The 17,469-nt window shown below is 65.3% G+C and carries 16 protein-coding genes; 14 read left to right on the forward strand and 2 right to left on the reverse strand.

All coding sequences use genetic code 11. The features are described from left to right. Positions 1-400: 400 nt before the first annotated feature. Positions 401-1,093 (reverse strand): GntR family transcriptional regulator, encoded by a 693-nt coding sequence (locus A5779_RS09725; RefSeq protein WP_082941620.1) that lies wholly within the window; start codon positions 1,091-1,093, stop codon positions 401-403. 126 nt (positions 1,094-1,219) lie between these two features. Here A5779_RS09725 and fadD5 point away from each other — a divergent pair, with 126 nt between their 5' ends. From fadD5 to A5779_RS09795, 14 genes are all read left to right on the forward strand, one after another. Beyond that, positions 1,220-2,809 (forward strand): fatty-acid--CoA ligase FadD5, encoded by a 1,590-nt coding sequence (gene fadD5 / locus A5779_RS09730; RefSeq protein ID WP_064881262.1) that lies wholly within the window; start codon positions 1,220-1,222, stop codon positions 2,807-2,809. 243 nt (positions 2,810-3,052) lie between these two features. Then, positions 3,053-3,853: an MlaE family ABC transporter permease gene (locus A5779_RS09735; protein ID WP_036443857.1), complete on the forward strand. Its 801-nt coding sequence runs from the start codon at positions 3,053-3,055 to the stop codon at positions 3,851-3,853. Position 3,854: 1 nt separating this feature from the next. Beyond that, positions 3,855-4,724 carry an MlaE family ABC transporter permease gene (locus A5779_RS09740; RefSeq protein ID WP_064881265.1) on the forward strand — a complete coding sequence of 290 codons (870 nt, stop codon included), beginning with the start codon at positions 3,855-3,857 and terminating at the stop codon, positions 4,722-4,724. A 4-nt stretch (positions 4,725-4,728) separates the two neighbouring features. Beyond that, complete coding sequence (locus A5779_RS09745; protein ID WP_064881268.1) at positions 4,729-5,958, forward strand: MCE family protein; 1,230 nt, start codon at positions 4,729-4,731, stop codon at positions 5,956-5,958. Next, positions 5,955-6,986, forward strand: coding sequence for an MCE family protein (locus tag A5779_RS09750; protein ID WP_064881270.1), 1,032 nt, complete (start codon positions 5,955-5,957; stop codon positions 6,984-6,986). Before A5779_RS09745 ends, A5779_RS09750 begins: the two co-directional genes overlap by 4 nt. Further along, a complete protein-coding gene (locus A5779_RS09755; protein ID WP_064881332.1) occupies positions 6,983-8,548 on the forward strand; it encodes a virulence factor Mce family protein in 1,566 nt (521 codons plus the stop codon). The genes A5779_RS09750 and A5779_RS09755 overlap by 4 nt, the downstream gene beginning before the upstream one ends. 9 nt (positions 8,549-8,557) lie before the next feature. Then, positions 8,558-10,192, forward strand: coding sequence for a virulence factor Mce family protein (locus tag A5779_RS09760; protein WP_064881272.1), 1,635 nt, complete (start codon positions 8,558-8,560; stop codon positions 10,190-10,192). 32 nt (positions 10,193-10,224) lie between these two features. After that, positions 10,225-11,412, forward strand: a complete 1,188-nt coding sequence (locus A5779_RS09765) for a virulence factor Mce family protein (RefSeq protein ID WP_082941621.1) — start codon at positions 10,225-10,227, stop codon at positions 11,410-11,412. A gap of 6 nt (positions 11,413-11,418) precedes the next feature. Further along, a complete protein-coding gene (locus tag A5779_RS09770) occupies positions 11,419-12,969 on the forward strand; it encodes an MCE family protein (protein ID WP_064881334.1) in 1,551 nt (516 codons plus the stop codon). Beyond that, positions 12,939-13,583 carry an Rv1363c family protein gene (locus A5779_RS09775; RefSeq protein WP_064881274.1) on the forward strand — a complete coding sequence of 215 codons (645 nt, stop codon included), beginning with the start codon at positions 12,939-12,941 and terminating at the stop codon, positions 13,581-13,583. Before A5779_RS09770 ends, A5779_RS09775 begins: the two co-directional genes overlap by 31 nt. Further along, positions 13,580-14,557, forward strand: a complete 978-nt coding sequence (locus A5779_RS09780; protein WP_064881276.1) for an RDD family protein — start codon at positions 13,580-13,582, stop codon at positions 14,555-14,557. Before A5779_RS09775 ends, A5779_RS09780 begins: the two co-directional genes overlap by 4 nt. Beyond that, positions 14,554-15,114, forward strand: coding sequence for an Rv1363c family protein (locus A5779_RS09785; RefSeq protein WP_064881336.1), 561 nt, complete (start codon positions 14,554-14,556; stop codon positions 15,112-15,114). Before A5779_RS09780 ends, A5779_RS09785 begins: the two co-directional genes overlap by 4 nt. Then, positions 15,081-16,022: a hypothetical protein gene (locus A5779_RS09790; protein WP_064881278.1), complete on the forward strand. Its 942-nt coding sequence runs from the start codon at positions 15,081-15,083 to the stop codon at positions 16,020-16,022. Before A5779_RS09785 ends, A5779_RS09790 begins: the two co-directional genes overlap by 34 nt. A 16-nt stretch (positions 16,023-16,038) precedes the next feature. Further along, entirely contained in the window at positions 16,039-16,725 is a 687-nt protein-coding gene (locus A5779_RS09795) for a YoaK family protein (protein WP_064881280.1), read from the forward strand. Here A5779_RS09795 and A5779_RS09800 read toward each other — a convergent pair. Continuing rightward, entirely contained in the window at positions 16,688-17,425 is a 738-nt protein-coding gene (locus tag A5779_RS09800) for a hypothetical protein (protein ID WP_110777075.1), read from the reverse strand. The genes A5779_RS09795 and A5779_RS09800 overlap by 38 nt on opposite strands. Positions 17,426-17,469 lie beyond the last annotated feature (44 nt).

Here is a 17,469-nt window from a genome sequence, read left to right on the forward strand (position 1 = left end):
GACACTCATGCCGGTCCCGGATTTCCGGGGGATATCCGATGTGCCCGACTGTTAGCGACAATCCAGCGACAATCGCCACGGGGGCATCATGCGCCACCGCAAGCTCATTGTCGCTGCGCGTTTTTGCCACTCCTGCATCTGAGAGCCCATGGGCCCCAGTAGTTCGTTGCCCACCTGTCAGCGACACTGTCGCTGATAGGTGGGCAACCCGATTTCTGTTACACGCGAGGCTGGTTTGACCTGGAGTGGCGCATGTGTTGATCGTTGATGTGACCGCCGATGCTGACGATGTGTGTGAGGCGATTGTCGCTGGATTGTCGCTCGTAGGCGGGCAGGTCGAACACTGGTTTCCCGGGCCGACACGCCGACGCGGACACACAGCCGGCCCGGCTCCGCGCCGTCAGTCCCACATCCCGATCTCGTTCAGCCGCGCGATCAGCCGCTGGGCGGCGTCGGTGAACTGGTTGGCGTTGAGCTCCACCGCGGCGTCCGCATCGCGCCGGCGCAGCGCATCGATCAGGAGCCGGTGGTTCTCGACGGCTTCGGTGCCCCACTTCGGATCGGTCGAGTAGATCAGCGCGGGCAGGTACCGCGCGACGTGCAGCAGGAACCAGGCCAGCTTGATCCGGCCGCTGGCGTGGTTGAAGGCCCGGTGGAAGGTGAACTCGGCTGACGAGATCGCCACGGGGTCCTGCTCCTTGACCGCCGCGGCGAGGTCGGCGTTGAGCTGCTCCAACTCGTCGATCTGGGCCGCGGTGATGCGGGCTGTGGCGGTGGCGGCCAGCTTTCGCGCGATGGTGGCCTGCAGCCAGAAGATGTCCTCGACGTCGGCGCGGGTCAGTGGCACCACGACGTGTCCGCGGTTCGGCTCCAACTGCACCATGCCCTCACCGCGGAGCGTGCGCAGTGCCTCCCGCACCGGGGTGATGCTGACTCCTAGTGCCGCCGCGGTCTCGTCGAGCCGGATGAACGTCCCGGGGCGTAGTACGCCGGTCATGATCTCGGCGCGCAGTTGGGCGGCAACCTCGTCGGAAAGTTGCTCGCGCCGCCCTCCGCGACGACGTTGCACGGCCGTTCTGGCAGGTGCATTCACGCGAATCCGGTCGCCTTTCTGGTGGGCTTGTCGCCGAGGCGCCGAGGCCATAGTGTGACCGGGGCAACCCCATGTTTGATCAAATATAAAATTCGCGCAACTCAATACCCATGGAGTACAGATCCGTTGACTGCCGAGCCGTTCCCCACTGAGCAGCCATACCTGGCCCGTCGTCAGAACTGGGCCAACCAACTGACCCGGCATGCCTTGATGCAGCCCGAAAAGACGGCCCTGCGCTTCCTGGGGCACACCACCACGTGGCGCGAGCTCGACCACCGGGTGACCAGGTTGGCCGGCGCCCTGAGCCGGCGCGGGATCGGTTTCGGCGACCGCGTGCTGATCCTGATGCTGAACCGCCCCGAGTTCATCGAGGCGATGCTGGCGGCCAACAAGCTCGGCGCGATCGCAGTGCCGGTGAACTTCCGGATGACCCCGCCCGAGGTGGCGTTCCTGGTCAGCGACTGCGAGGCCCGCGTCATCGTCACCGAGCCCGTGCTCGCCGGAGTCGCCACGGCGGTACGCGATCTCGATGCCACGCTGTCAACGGTCATCGTGGCCGACGCCCCCACAGAAGAAGGCGTCCTCGGCTACGAGGACCTGATCGCCGAAGACGGCCCGCCCGTCGAACCGGTCGACATCCCCAGCGATGCCCCGGCGCTCATCATGTACACCTCCGGCACCACCGGCCGGCCCAAGGGTGCGGTGCTGACGCACAACAACTTGGTCGGACAGGGCATGACCAACCTCTTCACCACCGGTGTCGACATCAACAACGACGTCGGCTTCATCGGAGTCCCGCTGTTCCACATCGCCGGTGTCGCCGGAAACGTGAACACAGGTCTGACCCTCGGCCTGCCGACGGTCATCTATCCGCTCGGCGCGTTCGACCCGGGTGCGTTGCTCGACGTACTCGCGGCAGAGAAGGTCACCGCGATCTTCCTGGTGCCCGCGCAGTGGCAGGCGGTTTGTGCCGAGCAGAAAGCCAATCCGCGCGACCTGTGCCTGCGGTCGCTGTCGTGGGGTGCTGCGCCGGCGTCGGACACGTTGCTACGCGCAATGGCCGAGACGTTCCCGGGCAGCCAGATCCTCGCTGCGTTCGGGCAGACCGAGATGTCACCGGTCACCTGCATGTTGTTGGCAGACGACGCAATTCGGAAGCTGGGCTCGGTCGGTCAGGTGATCCCCACCGTTTCGGCCCGCATCGTGGACGAGAACATGAACGACGTCCCGGTCGGCGACGTCGGTGAGATCGTCTACCGCGCCCCGACTTTGATGGCGGGCTACTGGAACAACCCGAAGGCCACCGCCGAGGCGTTCGCCGGCGGCTGGTTCCACTCGGGCGATCTGGTGCGCCAGGACGCGGAGGGCTACATCTGGGTTGTCGACCGCAAGAAGGACATGATCATCTCCGGCGGCGAGAACATCTACTGCGCCGAGGTCGAGAACGTTCTGGCCGGTCATCCCGCCATCACCGAGGTCGCGGTGATCGGGCGCCACGACGAGAAGTGGGGCGAAGTTCCGGTTGCGGTGGCTGCTTTGAGTCGAGGCGATGCACTGAACCTCGGGGATCTCGACGGCTTCCTCACCGAGCGCCTGGCGCGCTACAAGCACCCGAAGGCGATCGAGATCGTCGACGCTTTGCCCCGCAACCCGTCGGGCAAGGTACTCAAGACCGAACTCCGGGAGCGGTTCGGTTCTCCGATCAACGTCCAGTAGCGGTTGACGTTTACGAAAGTAACTCCGCGTCAACGGGTTTCTGCAGGTCGCGGGGAAAGTTTGCTGTCTTTGCACGCCCTTGTTAACGGTTGATGGCACAATCCACCCGATGCAGTGCACGGCCCGGTTTCCATCGGGTACAGTCCGGTGGTCTCAATTACTACTCGTGAGTAGGGAGAGACGGATCACACAAGCTGACAGGCGACGAGGAGGGGGCGTGCGACACGTCCAGGGGGCGCACCGGTGACGGCGCCCGCCGACGGGCTCGTCGGCTACGTACGTGGTCAATTGGAGAAGCCGCTGGCTATGGTCGGTGGCTTCTTCAAGATGACTGTGCTCACTGGAAAGGCCTTTCTCACACGGCCTTTCCAGTGGAAGGAATTCGTGCTTCAGAGCTGGTTCCTGATCCGCGTGGCATTCCTGCCAACGCTCGCGGTGTCGATCCCGCTGACCGTGCTCATCATCTTCACCCTCAACATCCTGTTGGCGGAGTTCGGTGCAGCCGATGTTTCAGGCGCGGGCGCGGCCCTCGGTGCGGTGACGCAGCTCGGTCCGCTGGTGACCGTGCTCGTGGTGGCCGGCGCCGGATCGACCGCAATTTGCGCAGACCTCGGAGCCCGCACCGTGCGTGAAGAAATCGACGCGCTCGAGGTGCTCGGCATCGACCCGATCGAGCGGCTGGTCGTCCCGCGCGTGGTGGCCTCCACATTCGTGGCTTTCATGCTCAACGGTGCGGTCATCACCATCGGCCTCATCGGTGGCTTCTTCTTCGGCGTGTACGTCCAGAACGTGTCCGCCGGTGCGTACGTGTCCACCCTGACCCTGCTCACCGGATTCCCCGAGGTGATGATCTCGGTCATCAAGGCAACCTTGTTCGGCCTGATCGCCGGACTCGTCGGCTGCTACCGGGGCCTGACGGTGGCCGGTGGCTCCAAGGGCGTCGGTACCGCGGTGAACGAGACCCTGGTGTTGTGCGTGGTGGCATTGTTCGCAGTCAACGTCGTGCTCACCACCATCGGTGTGCGGTTCGGAACAGGGCACTGACATGAGTACTGCAACAGTTCTTCGCTCCCGGTTCCCCCGGGCTTTCTCGCGGACCTCGGACATCGCGGGCACTCCGGCCCGGTTCCTCGACAGCATGGGCCACGTCGCGTGGTTCGTCGTCCAGGCCATCGGCTCCATCCCGCATGCGTTCCGGCACTACCGTCGTGAGGCCCTGCGCTTGGTCGCCGAGATCGGTATGGGTACCGGCGCCATGGCCGTCATCGGCGGCACCGTGGCCATCATCGGTTTCGTCACGCTGTCGGCCGGCTCCTTGATCGCCATTCAGGGCTTCGCATCCCTGGGCAATATCGGTGTCGAGGCCTTCACCGGCTTCTTCGCCGCGTTGGCAAACATCCGCGTCGTTGCCCCGGTGGTCACGGGTCAGGCCCTGGCTTCGACAGTCGGCGCCGGTGCCACCGCAGAGCTTGGTGCCATGCGGATCAGCGAAGAGGTCGATGCGCTGGAAGTCATGGGTATCAGGTCGATTTCGTACCTGGTGTCGACTCGCCTGATCGCCGGCTCGATCGTCATCATCCCGCTGTACGCCGGGGCGGTCCTGCTGTCCTTCCTGTCTGCGCAGTTCGTCACGACGGTCTTCTACTCGCAGTCAGTCGGTACGTATGAGCACTACTTCCATACGTTCCTACGCGTCGACGACGTGATGTGGTCCTTCCTTCAGGTCATCGTCATGTCGATCGTGGTCATGTTGAACCACTGCTACTTCGGCTATTACGCCAGTGGCGGTGCCGTCGGTGTGGGTGAGGCAGTAGGGAGGTCGATGCGAACCTCGTTGATCGCAATCGTGTTGGTGGTCCTGTTGGCATCGTTGGCGCTCTACGGCACCGACCCCAACTTCAACCTCACGGTGTAGCGGCATGACCCAGCCTGCAGTGCCGCACGCGCCCTTGAACAAGCCGAAGGTCCCGCCGTACAAGCTGGCCGGCTTGATCCTCGCCCTCGTCACCATGGTGGTCTTCGCGTTGACGTGGATGCAGTTCCGCGGAACGTTCGAGAAGAAGACACAGCTGACCGTGCTGTCGGGTCGGGCCGGTCTGTCGATGGACCCGGGTTCGAAGGTCACCTTCAACGGGGTGCCCATCGGGCGACTGGCCTCGATCGACGTCGTCACCGTCGACAACAACCCCGAGGCGAAGCTGATCCTGGACGTCAAACCCCAGTATCTGAAGCTGATCCCGGAGAACGTGAGCGCAGAGTTGCGGGCCACCACGGTGTTCGGCAACAAGTACATCTCGTTCCTGTCGCCGCCGAACCCGTCGTCGGAGCGCTTGTCGCCCTCCACGCCGATCCGGGCGCAGGGTGTGACGACGGAGTTCAACACGCTGTTCGAAACGATCACCGCGATCTCCGAGCAGATCGACCCGATCAAGCTGAACCAGACGCTGACGGCGACCGCGCAGGCCCTCGACGGGCTGGGGGACAAGTTCGGCCAGTCGATCGTCAACGGCAACGACATCCTCTCGGATCTCAATCCGCGGATGCCCCAGATCCGTCGCGACATCGCCGGTCTGGCCGACCTCGGCGAGGTCTACGCCAACGCAGGACCGGACCTGTTCGACGGTCTGACCAACGCCGTCACCACCGCCCGCACCCTCAACGAGCAGCGCGGCAATCTGGACCAGGCGTTGGTGGCTGCGGTCGGTTTCGGCAACACCGGCGGCGACATCTTCGAGCGCGGCGGCCCGTACCTGGTCCGCGGCGCCCAGGACCTGTTGCCCACCTCGGCACTGCTCGACAAGTACAGCCCGGCGCTGTTCTGCACGATCCGCAACTACCACGACGCCGGCCCGAAACTCGCAGGCGCACTTGGTGGTAACGGCTACTCGCTGCAGACCCAGTCGCTGGTGATGGGCGTGGGCAACCCGTACGTCTATCCCGACAACCTGCCGCGGGTCAACGCCAAGGGCGGGCCCGAGGGCCGGCCCGGCTGCTGGCAGCCGATCACAAAGGACCTGTGGCCCATGCCGTACCTGGTGATGGACACCGGAGCATCGATCGCGCCGTACAACCACCTCGAGCTGGGGCAACCTCTCGTCGCCGAGTATGTGTGGGGACGCCAAGTGGGGGAGAACACGATCAACCCATGAGCATCAAGGGCACGCTTATCAAGCTCGGCATCTTCTCACTGGTGCTGCTCACCTTCACTGCGATCATCTTCGTGGTCTTCGGCCAGATCCGGTTCAACCGGACCTCCGAGTACTCGGCGATCTTCAAGAACGTCAGCGGGTTGCGCACCGGGCAGTTCGTCCGGGCTTCCGGTGTCGAGGTCGGCAAGGTCTCGGCCGTGAAGCTGGTCAACGGTGGTCAGCAGGCCGAGGTCACGTTCAACGTCGAGAAGTCGCTGCCGCTGTTCGAGGAGACCACGGCCGCGATCCGCTACCAGGACCTGATCGGTAACCGCTATCTGGAACTCAAGCGGGGCGAGAGCAACACGAAGATCGCTCCCGGCAGCACCATTCCGCTGGAGCGCACCGAGCCGGCTCTGGACCTCGACGCGCTCGTCGGTGGCTTCCGTCCGCTGTTCCAGTCGCTGAGCCCGGAGAAGGTCAACACCATCTCCCAGTCGATCATCACGATCTTCCAGGGCCAGGGCGGCACCATCAACGACATCCTGGACCAGACCGCGCAGCTCACCCAGAGCATCGCCGACCGGGATCAGGCGATCGGCGAGGTGATCAAGAACCTGAACATCGTGCTGGACACCACCGTGGCGCATCAGCAGCAGTTCAACGACACCCTGAAGAACTTCGAGACGCTGGTCACGGGGCTGAAGAACCGCGCCGATCCGATCGGAGCCTCGGTGGCCAACATCAGCAACGCGGCCGGTTCACTGGCAGATCTGCTGGGGGACAACCGCCCGCTGCTCAAGGACACCATCGGTCAGCTCGAGGTCATCCAGCAGCCGCTGATCGACCAGAAGCAGCAGCTGAATGACATCCTGGTGCAGTTCCCCCAGGCGTTGAAGATCATCGGACGTGCCGGCGGTATCTACGGTGACTTCTTCAACTTCTATGCCTGCGACCTTTCGTTGAAGCTCAACGGGTTGCAGCCGGGCGGGCCCGTCCGAACCGTCAGACTCGCTTCACAGCCGTCGGGGAGGTGCACGCCGCGATGAGGACACTGCAAGGTTCCGACCGCTTCCGCAAAGGCCTGATGGGTGTTGCGGTGGTGGCGCTGGTGATCGGCGTCGGTTCGACGCTGACAAGTGTGCCGATGCTGTTCGCGGTCCCGACGTACTACGGCCAGTTCTCCGATACCGGGGGCCTGAGCCTGGGCGACAAGGTCCGCATCGCCGGTATGGATGTCGGCACGGTCAAGAGCATGGACATCAACGGCGACAAGGTCGAGATCGGCTACACCCTTGGCGGGAAGACGATCGGTACCGAGAGCCGTGCGGCGATCCGTACCGACACGATCCTGGGTCGTAAGAACATCGAGATCCAGCCGCGCGGCAGCCAGACGCTGCCGCCGCGCGGGATGTTGCCGCTGGGCCAGACGACAACGCCGTACCAGATCTACGACGCATTCCTCGATGTCACGCGCAACGCGTCGGGTTGGGACACCAAGTCGGTCAAGGATTCGCTGAATGTCCTGTCGGAGACCGTCGATCAGACCTCGCCGCACCTGAGTGCCGCGCTGGACGGGGTGGCCAAGTTCTCCGAGACCATCGGCAAGCGCGACGAGGACGTCAAGAAGCTGCTGGCCAACGCCAACAAGGTGGCCACGATCCTCGGCGACCGCAGCACGCAGGTGAACCAGCTGCTGGTGAACGCCCAGACCCTGTTGGCCGCGGTCAACGAGCGCGGCCAGGCCGTGAGCATGCTGCTGGAGCGGGTGTCATCGGTGTCGCGTCAGGTCGAGGGCCTGATCAACGACAACCCGAACCTCAATCACGTGCTGGAGCAGCTGCGCACGGTCAGCGACCTGCTGGTCGAGCGCAAGCAGGATCTGGCCGACACGCTGACCGTGGCGGGCAAGTTCATCACGTCACTCGCCGAGGCGCTGGCCTCCGGCCCGTACTTCAAGGTGATGCTGGTCAACCTGATCCCGCCGCAGATCCTGCAGCCGTTCGTCGATTCCGCGTTCAAGAAGCGCGGCATCGACCCGGAGGAGTTCTGGCGCAACGCCGGCCTACCCTCGGCGCGGTTCCCCGATCCCAACGGCAAGCGGTTCGAGAACGGTGCTCCGCCGCCGGCCCCGACACCGCTGGAAGGCACCCCGGAGCATCCGGGACCTGCCGTCCCGCCCGGGTCGCCGTGCTCGTACACGCCGACCGCGGCCGGAATCCCGTCGCCGGGCAACCCGATGCCGTGCGCGGCGGCCACCCAGGGTCCATTCGGTGGCCCGGAGTACGGTCCGCCGGACCTCGCAACCTCGGCGCCGAATCCTGACGGCATCGCGCATTCGCCGGGTGTGCCCAGTGCGGCCATCCCCGGTCAGATGCCCCCGGATCAGCCGGGTGCGCCGGTCGATCTGCTCCCCGGCCCGCCGGGAGCCCGGACCGTTCCGATCGCCCCGTTGCCGGTGGCACCGGGACCCATCCCGGGTTACGCACCGCACCCGGGACCGCTGAACGCTCCTCCGGCACCACCGGGACCGGGGCCGGACGCGGGGCCGGCGGGTACACCGCCGCTTCCGGGTAACCCGCCGTTCCTTCCGCCCGGGTCGCAGGGATAGGCCGCAAACATGTCAACAGTTTTCAACGTTCGAAACATCAAGTTGCCCAAGGCATCACGGGCATCTGTCATCGTCGGTGCGCTGGCGGTGGTGGCTGCCCTGGTGCTGGGCTACTTCGGCCTGAGCCTGTACAAGAAGATGACCAACACCACGGTCACCGCGTACTTCCCCGAGGTCCTTGCGCTGTATCCCGGCGACAAGGTGCTCATCATGGGTGTCAAGGTCGGCGCGATCGACAGCATCGAGACCGACGGCGACAAGATGAAGGTCGTCTTCCACGTCAGCAACAAGTACAAGGTGCCGGAGAACGTCACGGCGTCCGTGCTGAACCCCAGCCTGGTGGCCTCGCGCGTCATCCAGCTGTCCCCGCCCTACACCGGTGGACCCCGGTTGCAGAACAACGCGGTGATCCCGATCGAGAACACCCAGATTCCGGTCGAGTACGACGAGTTGCGTAACCAGATCACGCGTCTGCTCGACGATCTGGGCCCGACGGCCGAACAGCCCAGGGGTCCGTTCGGCGACATCATCGAGTCCTTCGCCGACGGCTTCCAGGGCAAGGGTGAACAGCTGAACCGCACCCTCAACGGGTTGTCGGAGGCGCTGACCACGCTGAACCAGGGTCGTGGCGACTTCTTCCAGGTGGTCAAGAGCCTGGCGTTGTTCGTCAACGCCCTGCACAAGAGCGATCAGCAGTTCGTGGCGCTCAACAACGATCTGGCGCAGTTCACCAACTCGTTCACCAACACCGATCAGGAGTTGGCAACGGCCCTGCAGGATCTCAACAAGGTGCTCAAGACCACCCGTGAGTTCCTCGACAAGAACGGCGGCGTGCTCACTCACGACGTGAACAACCTGTCGGAGGCGACGACGGCGATCCTGCAGCCCGAGCCGCGCAACGGCCTGGAGACGGGTCTGCATGCCTACCCGAACCTGGCCGCCAACGTGCTCAACATCGTCTCGCCCAATCAGGGTGGCATCGTGGGTCTGCCGGTTCTGCCGGGCCTGACCAACTTCTCCAACCCGCTGCAGTTCATCTGCAGTTCGATCCAGGCGGGCAGCCGGTTGGGCTACCAGGATTCGGCCGAGTTGTGCGCGCAGTACCTGGCGCCGATCCTCGACGCGATCAAGTTCAACTTCCTGCCGTTCGGCCAGAACCTGGCCAACACCGCGATGACGCTGCCCAAGCAGATCTCCTACTCGGATCCGCGTCTGCAGCCGCCGGGCGGTTACAAGGACACCACCGTCCCCGGTATCTGGTCGCGCGACACGTTGTTCTCGCACGGCAACCATGAGCCGGGCTGGACCGTGGCGCCGGGCATGCAGGGTGTGCAGGTGCAGCCGGCCACGCAGCAGATGCTGACGCCGGAATCGTTGTCCGAGTTGATGGGTGGCCCGGACATCGTGGCCCCGCCGGCCCCGCCGGCGTTCGGCGCTCCTCCGGGAGGCAACCTGCCCGGACCGCCGAACTCGTACAACGAGACCAATCCGCTGCCGCCGCCGTGGTACCCGCAGCCCGGACCGCCGCCGGTGCCTGCACCGGGTGTGATCCCGGGTGACCCGATGTCGGGTCCCGCACCGGCCGCTCCGGCTCCGGCTCCCGCCGGACCGGCGTTGCCCGCCGAGGTCGGAGGACAGGGCTGATGAGCCGCTTGCGCGAAGAACGAACGGGTCTGATGAGCCGCTTGCGCGAAGAAGAAACAGGTCGGCTGAAGACACGTAGCTTGGGTCGCGTCGGTAGACGCGTCGCGGTGTTGTCGGCGTCTGCGCTGATCCTCACCTCGTGTGGGCAGTGGCGCGGCGTCGCCAACGTGCCGCTGCCGGGTGGGCCGGGCACCGAGTCCGGCCGCACCACGCTCTACGTGCAGATGCCGGAGACGTTGGCGCTCAACGCCAACAGCCGGGTGCGGGTGCGCGACGTGTTCGTCGGCCGGGTCCGCAAGATCGAGCTGATCAACTGGACTCCGACGTTGACCGTCGACCTGGAGCCGGGCATCGAGCTGCCGAAGAACACCCTTGCCAAGATCGGCCAGACCAGCTTGCTGGGTTCGCAGCACGTGGAGCTCAACCCGCCGGACAAGGACCCGTCCAAGGAGATGCTGCGCAGCGGGGACACCATCCCGTTGTCGCAGTCGTCGGCGTACCCGACGATCGAGCGGACGCTGGCCGGTATCTCCGGCATCCTGACCGGCGGCGGCATCCCGAACATCGAGACCATCCAGACCGAGGTGTTCAACATCCTCAACGGTCGTGCCGATCAGATCCGCGACTTCCTGGGCCGGCTCGACACGTTCACCGACGAGCTCAATCAGCAGCGCAACGACATCACCCGGGCGATCGATTCGACCAACCGGCTGTTGAACATCGTTGCCGCGCGCAACGACACGTTGGATCGGGTGCTGACCGAGTTCCCGCCGCTGATCCAGCATTTCGCCGACACACGCGATTTGTTCGCCGACGCGGTGACCTCGCTGGGCCGGTTGTCGAAGGCCGCTGACGACACGTTGTCGAACAGCAACGCCAACCTGCACACCAACCTGCAGAACCTGCAGCGGCCGCTCAAGCAGTTGGCCCGTTCGGCCCCGTACCTGGTCGAGGCGCTCAAGCTGATCCTCACGGTGCCGTTCAACATCGAGAACATCCCGAAGGCGGTGCGCGGCGACTACATCAACGTGTCGCTGACGATCGACCTGACGCTGAGCTCGGTGGACAACGCGTTCCTGTCCGGTACCGGTGTCTCGGGCATGCTCCGTGCGCTTGAACAGGCCTGGGGACGTGATCCGTCGACGATGATTCCGGATGTCCGGTTCACGCCGAACCCGCACGACGCACCTGGCGGCCCGCTTGTGGAAAGGGGGGAGTGAGACATGTTGCTGACCCGCTTCATCAAGATGCAGCTCGTTCTGTTCACTGTGTTGACGGTGATAGCACTGGTCGTGCTGGCATTGGTCTACCTGCGGTTGCCGACCTGGGCCGGCGTCGGGATGTACCAACTCAACGCCAATCTCCCGAACTCGGGCGGTCTGTACGCCACCGCCAACGTAACCTATCGCGGAACCACGATCGGCAAGGTGACCTCGGTGGAGCCCACCGAGCAGGGCGCCCACGTCAAGATGGACATCTACAACCAGTTCCGGGTGCCGATCGACGCGAGCGCCAACGTGCACTCGGTGTCGGCGGTCGGTGAGCAGTTCATCGACCTGGTCTCCAAGGACGGCGCGAAGGAGTACTTCCGCAGCGGCGACACGATCCAGAAGGGCACCGTGCCCGCCGAGGTAGGCCCGTCGCTCGACGCCGCGCAGAAGGGCTTGGCGGCGCTGCCGAAGGAGAAGATCGCGACGCTGCTGGACGAGACGGCCACAGCGGTCGGCGGGCTCGGGCCGTCACTGCAGCATCTGGTCGATTCCACCCAGGCGATCGCCGGTGACTTCAAGGACAACATCGGTGCGGTCAACGACATCGTGGAGAACTCCGGGCCGATCATCGACAGCCAGGTGAATTCGGGTGACGCGATCTCGCGGTGGGCCAAGAACCTGAACACGCTGGCCGCCCAGAGCGCTCAGAACGATGCCGCGTTGCGTGGCGGTCTCCAGCAGGCGGCACCGACAGCCGACCAGCTGAACTCGGTGTTCGGAGACGTCCAGGAGTCCTTGCCGCAGACGCTGGCGAACCTGGAAATCGTCATCGACATGCTCAAGCGCTACAACAAGAACGTCGAGCAGGTGCTGGTGGCACTGCCCCAGGGTGGTGCGGTCGCCCAGACCGCGACGATCTTCGCGCCCAAGGGCCTGCTGCACTTCGGTCTCGGCATCAACATGCCGCCGCCGTGCCTGACCGGGTTCCTGCCGGCCTCGCAGTGGCGTTCGCCCGCGGACACGTCCACGGCTCCGCTGCCTGAAGGCCTGTACTGCAAGATCCCCAAGGACGCGCCGAACGCGGTGCGTGGTGCGCGTAACTACCCGTGTGCCGATGTGCCCGGTAAGCGGGCCGCCTCGCCCTCGGAGTGCCGTAGCGACGAGCCTTACCAGCCGTTGGGCACCAACCCGTGGTACGGCGACCCGAATCAGATCCGCAACTGCCCGGCTCCGGCCGCGCGCTGCGATCAGCCCGTCGATCCGGGCCGGGTCATTCCCGCGCCTTCGGTGAATAATGGGATGAACCCGTTGCCGGCAAGTCAGCTTCCACCACCGGAATCAACGGCGATGCGCAGCGATCCGCTGACCGCGCCGCGGGGTGGCAATGTGAGTTGTAGTGGACAGCAGCCGAACCCCTGCATCTACACTCCGGCAGCAGGTTCGACCGCCACCTATAGTCCGTCCAGCGGCGAGGTGGTCGGTCCCGGCGGTGTGAAGTACTCCGTCACCAACTCGAATAAACCAGGAGATGACGGATGGAAGGAGATGCTGGCGCCAGCCAGCTGAACCTCGCCGACCAGCAGGACCCCCACACCACCGAACCGCAAGCGGAGGCCGTCACCGAGATCACTGATCCGATCTCAGCCACGGACGCCGAGGAGGCCGCATCGCGGCCTTCCCGGCTCGGGCGGGGCTGGATGGCGGCGATCCTTGCCGGGCTGCTGGTCTTGGCCGGGGCCGCCGGTGTCGGCGGCTACCTGGCACTGCGTGCGCATCAGGACAGTGAACGGATCGCCAGCGACGAGGCCGAGGCCCTGCAGGCGGCCAAGGACTGTGTGACCGCCACGCAGGCCCCCAACACCCAGGCGATGATCGAGGCCCAGACCAAGATCATCGAATGTGCGACCGGTGACTTCGGCGCGCAGGCCGGCCTCTACAGCGGCATGCTGCTCGACGCCTATCAGGCCGCCAACGTGCAGGTGAAGGTTTCGGATCTGCGGGCGGCCGTGGAGAAGCACAACGACGACGGGTCGATGGACCTGCTGGTCGCGGTGCGGGTGCTGGTCACCAACAGCGAGAAGTCCGATGAAGAGCAGGGTTATCGGCTGCGGGTGAAGATGGCCCGCGCCGAGGACGGCAACTACAAGGTCGCGCGGCTCGACCAGGTCACGTCGTCGTGACCGCTGTGCTGGACAACGCCGGACCGGTGGCCGCCGAGGGCGCCGGAACGGACGGGGTGCGGTTGGCGTCGTGGCCGGCGCGGGCCGGGGCGTTCGCCATCGATGTGCTGGCGCCCGCCGGTTTGATCGTGACGGCGACGCTGGTCGCCCAGGGCACGGACCTGGGCAAGTGGTTGTGGTGGGCGGTATACGCGGGCGGGCTGGTCCTGCTGGTGGCCGTTTCTTGTGTGAATCGCATTCTGTTGCCGGCGTTGACCGGCTGGAGCCCGGGCCGATCGGTGTTCGGCATCCGGGTGGTGTCCTCGGCCGGCGATGCCGGGCTGGGGCGGCTGCTGCTGCGCGATCTCGCGCATCTGCTGGATACCGCGGCCGTGTTCGTGGGCTGGCTGTGGCCGCTGTGGGATTCGCGGCACCGGACGTTCGCCGATCTGCTGACAAGCACCGAGGTGCGTCGCGTCGACCGGCCTGAGTCCGACGTCCGCCGCCGCGTCGGAGCGATGTTGCTGACGCTTGCGCTGCTCAGCGGAATCGCTGTGGGGCTGGGCTATCTGCTGGTGTACCGGCAGGACCGGGCCGTGGATCAGTCCCGCGCGCAGATCGCCGAGCAGGGGCCGCGCATCGTCGAGGAACTACTCAGCTACGGGGTGGATTCCGTCGATGCGGATTTCAGCAAGGCACAGGCGCTGACCACCGACAACTACCGCCAGCAACTGGTTGCCCAGCAGGACGCGGTGCGTAAAGCCGGACCGACGACCAACGACTACTGGGCCGTGAGCAGTGCGGTGCTACCCGGCGTGACGAAGGATGCGGCGACCATGCTGGTGGCGCTGCAGGGTCAACGCGGCACCAATCCGCAGGAGTTGAAGTTCATCACCGCGACGGTGCGGGTGGAGTTCAAGAAGTCCGACGATCATTGGCTGGTCGACAACCTGACGGTGCTCAAGCGGCCGGTACTGAGCGGAGGCGGACAGTGAGCCCGCGTCGCCGGATCGAGCCGGGTCAGCCTGACTACTTCGCCGTCGAACCGAAGGAGCCCAAGGAACCCATCCGTTGGGGTCTGCCGATCGTCGGGATGCTCTCTGCCCTGCTCATCGCGGCCGCCATCGTGGGCAGCAGCCTGATCCTGGTGCGTCACGAATCCGACCGCCGTGCCGAGATCAAGAGTGCCGGGGCGCTCGATTACGTGCGTGAGTTCATGACGGTCTATACGACGCTGGATCCGTTCCACGCCAACGACTACGCCGATCGCATCAAAGAGCAGGCGACCGGTGATTTCCGAAAGATGTTCCAGGAGAAGCAGAACGAGATCGTCGTTCAGGTGGCACGCGCGGAGCCGACAGAGGGTGCTGTGCTCGATGCCGGCATTCAGAGGTGGAACGACAACGGCAGCGCCGACGTGCTGGTCGCGACCAAGATCAGCACACGATCTCCGGACGGCAAGTCCGTGGTCGAAAGCGGTAGCCGCTGGATTGCGACGACGATTTGGGAAGGACAGCAGTGGAAGATCAGCCAGCTGATTCAGGTGATCTGACCACCGGCGAGCCTGACAAGCCGCGCCGCAGAATGCGTTTCGGTCGGCGTCGCCGTGCCGAAGCGGTGGTCGAGGAATCGGTCTCAGAGCCCGTGACTGAATCCGAGGACGCCGACGGCGCCGACGTCACCGACGACACGAACGATGCGGACGATACAGCCACGGCCGAGCCGGCTCCGGAACGTCGGACCCCGACGGGTAAGTCGCGCCGTAAGGCCGTGACCGAGGCCGAAGGTGATGCCGAGGCCGAGCCAGAACCCGAGGCCGACGTTGTACCTGAGCCGACGGAGGAGTCGGATACCGAAGTCGGCATCGACGCTGCCGACGCTGAGCCGGCCGAGGATGCTGCCGACGTTGAGCCGGCCGAGGACGAGGTACTGGTTCCGCACCGGGAGGCCGGCAAGCGGCTGACGTACGTCGCCGCATGCGCTGCGGCGGTATTCGTGGCGGCCGGGGCTTTCGGCGGTGCGATGCTGCAGCCATACCTGGCCGATCGGGCGTTGGTGGCCACCAAGCTTCAGGTGGCGCGGACGTCGGCCGATGCCATCACGACGTTGTGGACCTACAACCCGGACAACATCGAGACGCTGCCCGATCGGGCCGAGCGGTACCTGTCCAACGACTTCGCCGCCCAGTACCGGCAGTTCATCGATACCCTCGTGCCCACCAACAAGCAGGCGCAGGTCACCAACAACACCGAGGTGATGGGCACCGCGGTGGAGACGATCGGCCGCAATGAGGCCACCGCGATCGTCTACACCAACACGGTGTCGACCAGTCCGGTCACCAAAAACGTTCCGTCGCTGCGGTATTTGTCGTTCCGGCTGATGTTGCAGCGCACCGATGGTGATTGGCGCATCACCCAGATGCCCACGTTGACCCAATTGGACTTGTCTCCGCAGCTGTAGCGGCGAGGATGTAGGCATGGCCATCGCCTCACCGGTGACACAGCGGTCAACCGTCGTGGCCCTGCTGTTGTTGACGTTCGCGACCGGGGTCGTGGACGCCATCAGTGTGTTGGTGCTGGGTCACGTGTTCGTCGCGAACATGACCGGAAACGTGATCTTCCTCGGGTTCTGGTTCGTGCCGCACTCCGGCGTGGATGTGACGGGCGCGCTGGTCGCGTTCATGGGGTTCGTGCTGGGCACGGTGGTGGGTGGGCGGCTGCGGCGCCATCTCGACAGCCACGTCCGGAACTGGCTGACAACTGCGTTGGGTGTGGAAGTCGTTCTGCTGACCGTGCTTTCGATCCTTTGCGGAACGGGAGTGCTGGCGTACGACGACAACCGGAAACTCATCTTGATCGTTCTGGCGATGACTTTCGGGATCCAGAACGCGACCGCGCGACAGTTCGGTATTCAGGAGCTGAGCACCACGGTGCTGACGCAGACGATCGTCGGCCTCGGCTTCGACAGCAGATTGGCCGGCGGTACCGGGGACCGCGAGAAGCTCCGTTACGGCGTGGTGCTGACGATGTGTGTCGGTGCGGTGCTCGGGGGGACGGTGTCGCAGTTCACGGTTGCGCCGGTGATCGCTGCGGCGGCCGTGGTGGTGGCCATCAGCGCGTTGATCTTCAAGTTCGGGCCGGCTCCTGCGGAGAACGCGCGCTGATCCAGCCCTCCCCCTCGTGCGCTGCGTGTCGCAGGGCATTGACCTCCCCGAAGTAGGCGGCCACCGCGCCGACACCGGGCAGCATCCCGAGGTACCGGTAAACCTTTTGCGGGTGCGGTCTTTTCGCGATCTCCTCGCCGGCGGCCCGCACGCTGCCGGCGAAGTCCCAGAGTTTTTCCGGCAGTGATTGCGGCGGCCGTTCCGGGGCGTCGGCGGGGCTGTTGGTGAGGCCACGATCGCACAGGACCGCGCCGAGTAACCGCACCTGCTCGTCGAGGTCGGTGACGCCGTCCTCGCGGGCCACCGCACACAACACGATGGCCTGGTTGGAGAACCCGAGGATGTCCTGGAGCGGAAGTCGGTTGGCGATGACCCCGAATGCACCGGGGAATGCCACAGGGATGGTGGTCACCGCGCCGGCGCGATGCACCCACCACTTCACATGCCCGTCCTGATCCATCTCGGCCCAGGCCTTGGTGCCCGGCAGTTCGGCGAAGTTCAGCACTGCGGCCGCGACATCGAGGGTCTTCCCGACGGCGCCCTCGGCCGGCTCCTCGCGATGGGTGCGCCGCCGCAGCCCGAAGGGGTCGAATCGGGTGAAGATGTCGAGTACCGGGTTGATCACGGCCACGGCATTCTCGAGCGCCCCCGCGACGTCGGCGTCCGAGAGATGGGCAGAAGGCAACAGGTTTATCCCCACGGCAGCCATCTTGCCGGATGGCGCCGATTGTCGAGGAAACGTCG

The organism is Mycolicibacterium peregrinum, from assembly GCF_001665625.1.
Classification (GTDB): domain Bacteria; phylum Actinomycetota; class Actinomycetes; order Mycobacteriales; family Mycobacteriaceae; genus Mycobacterium; species Mycobacterium peregrinum_B.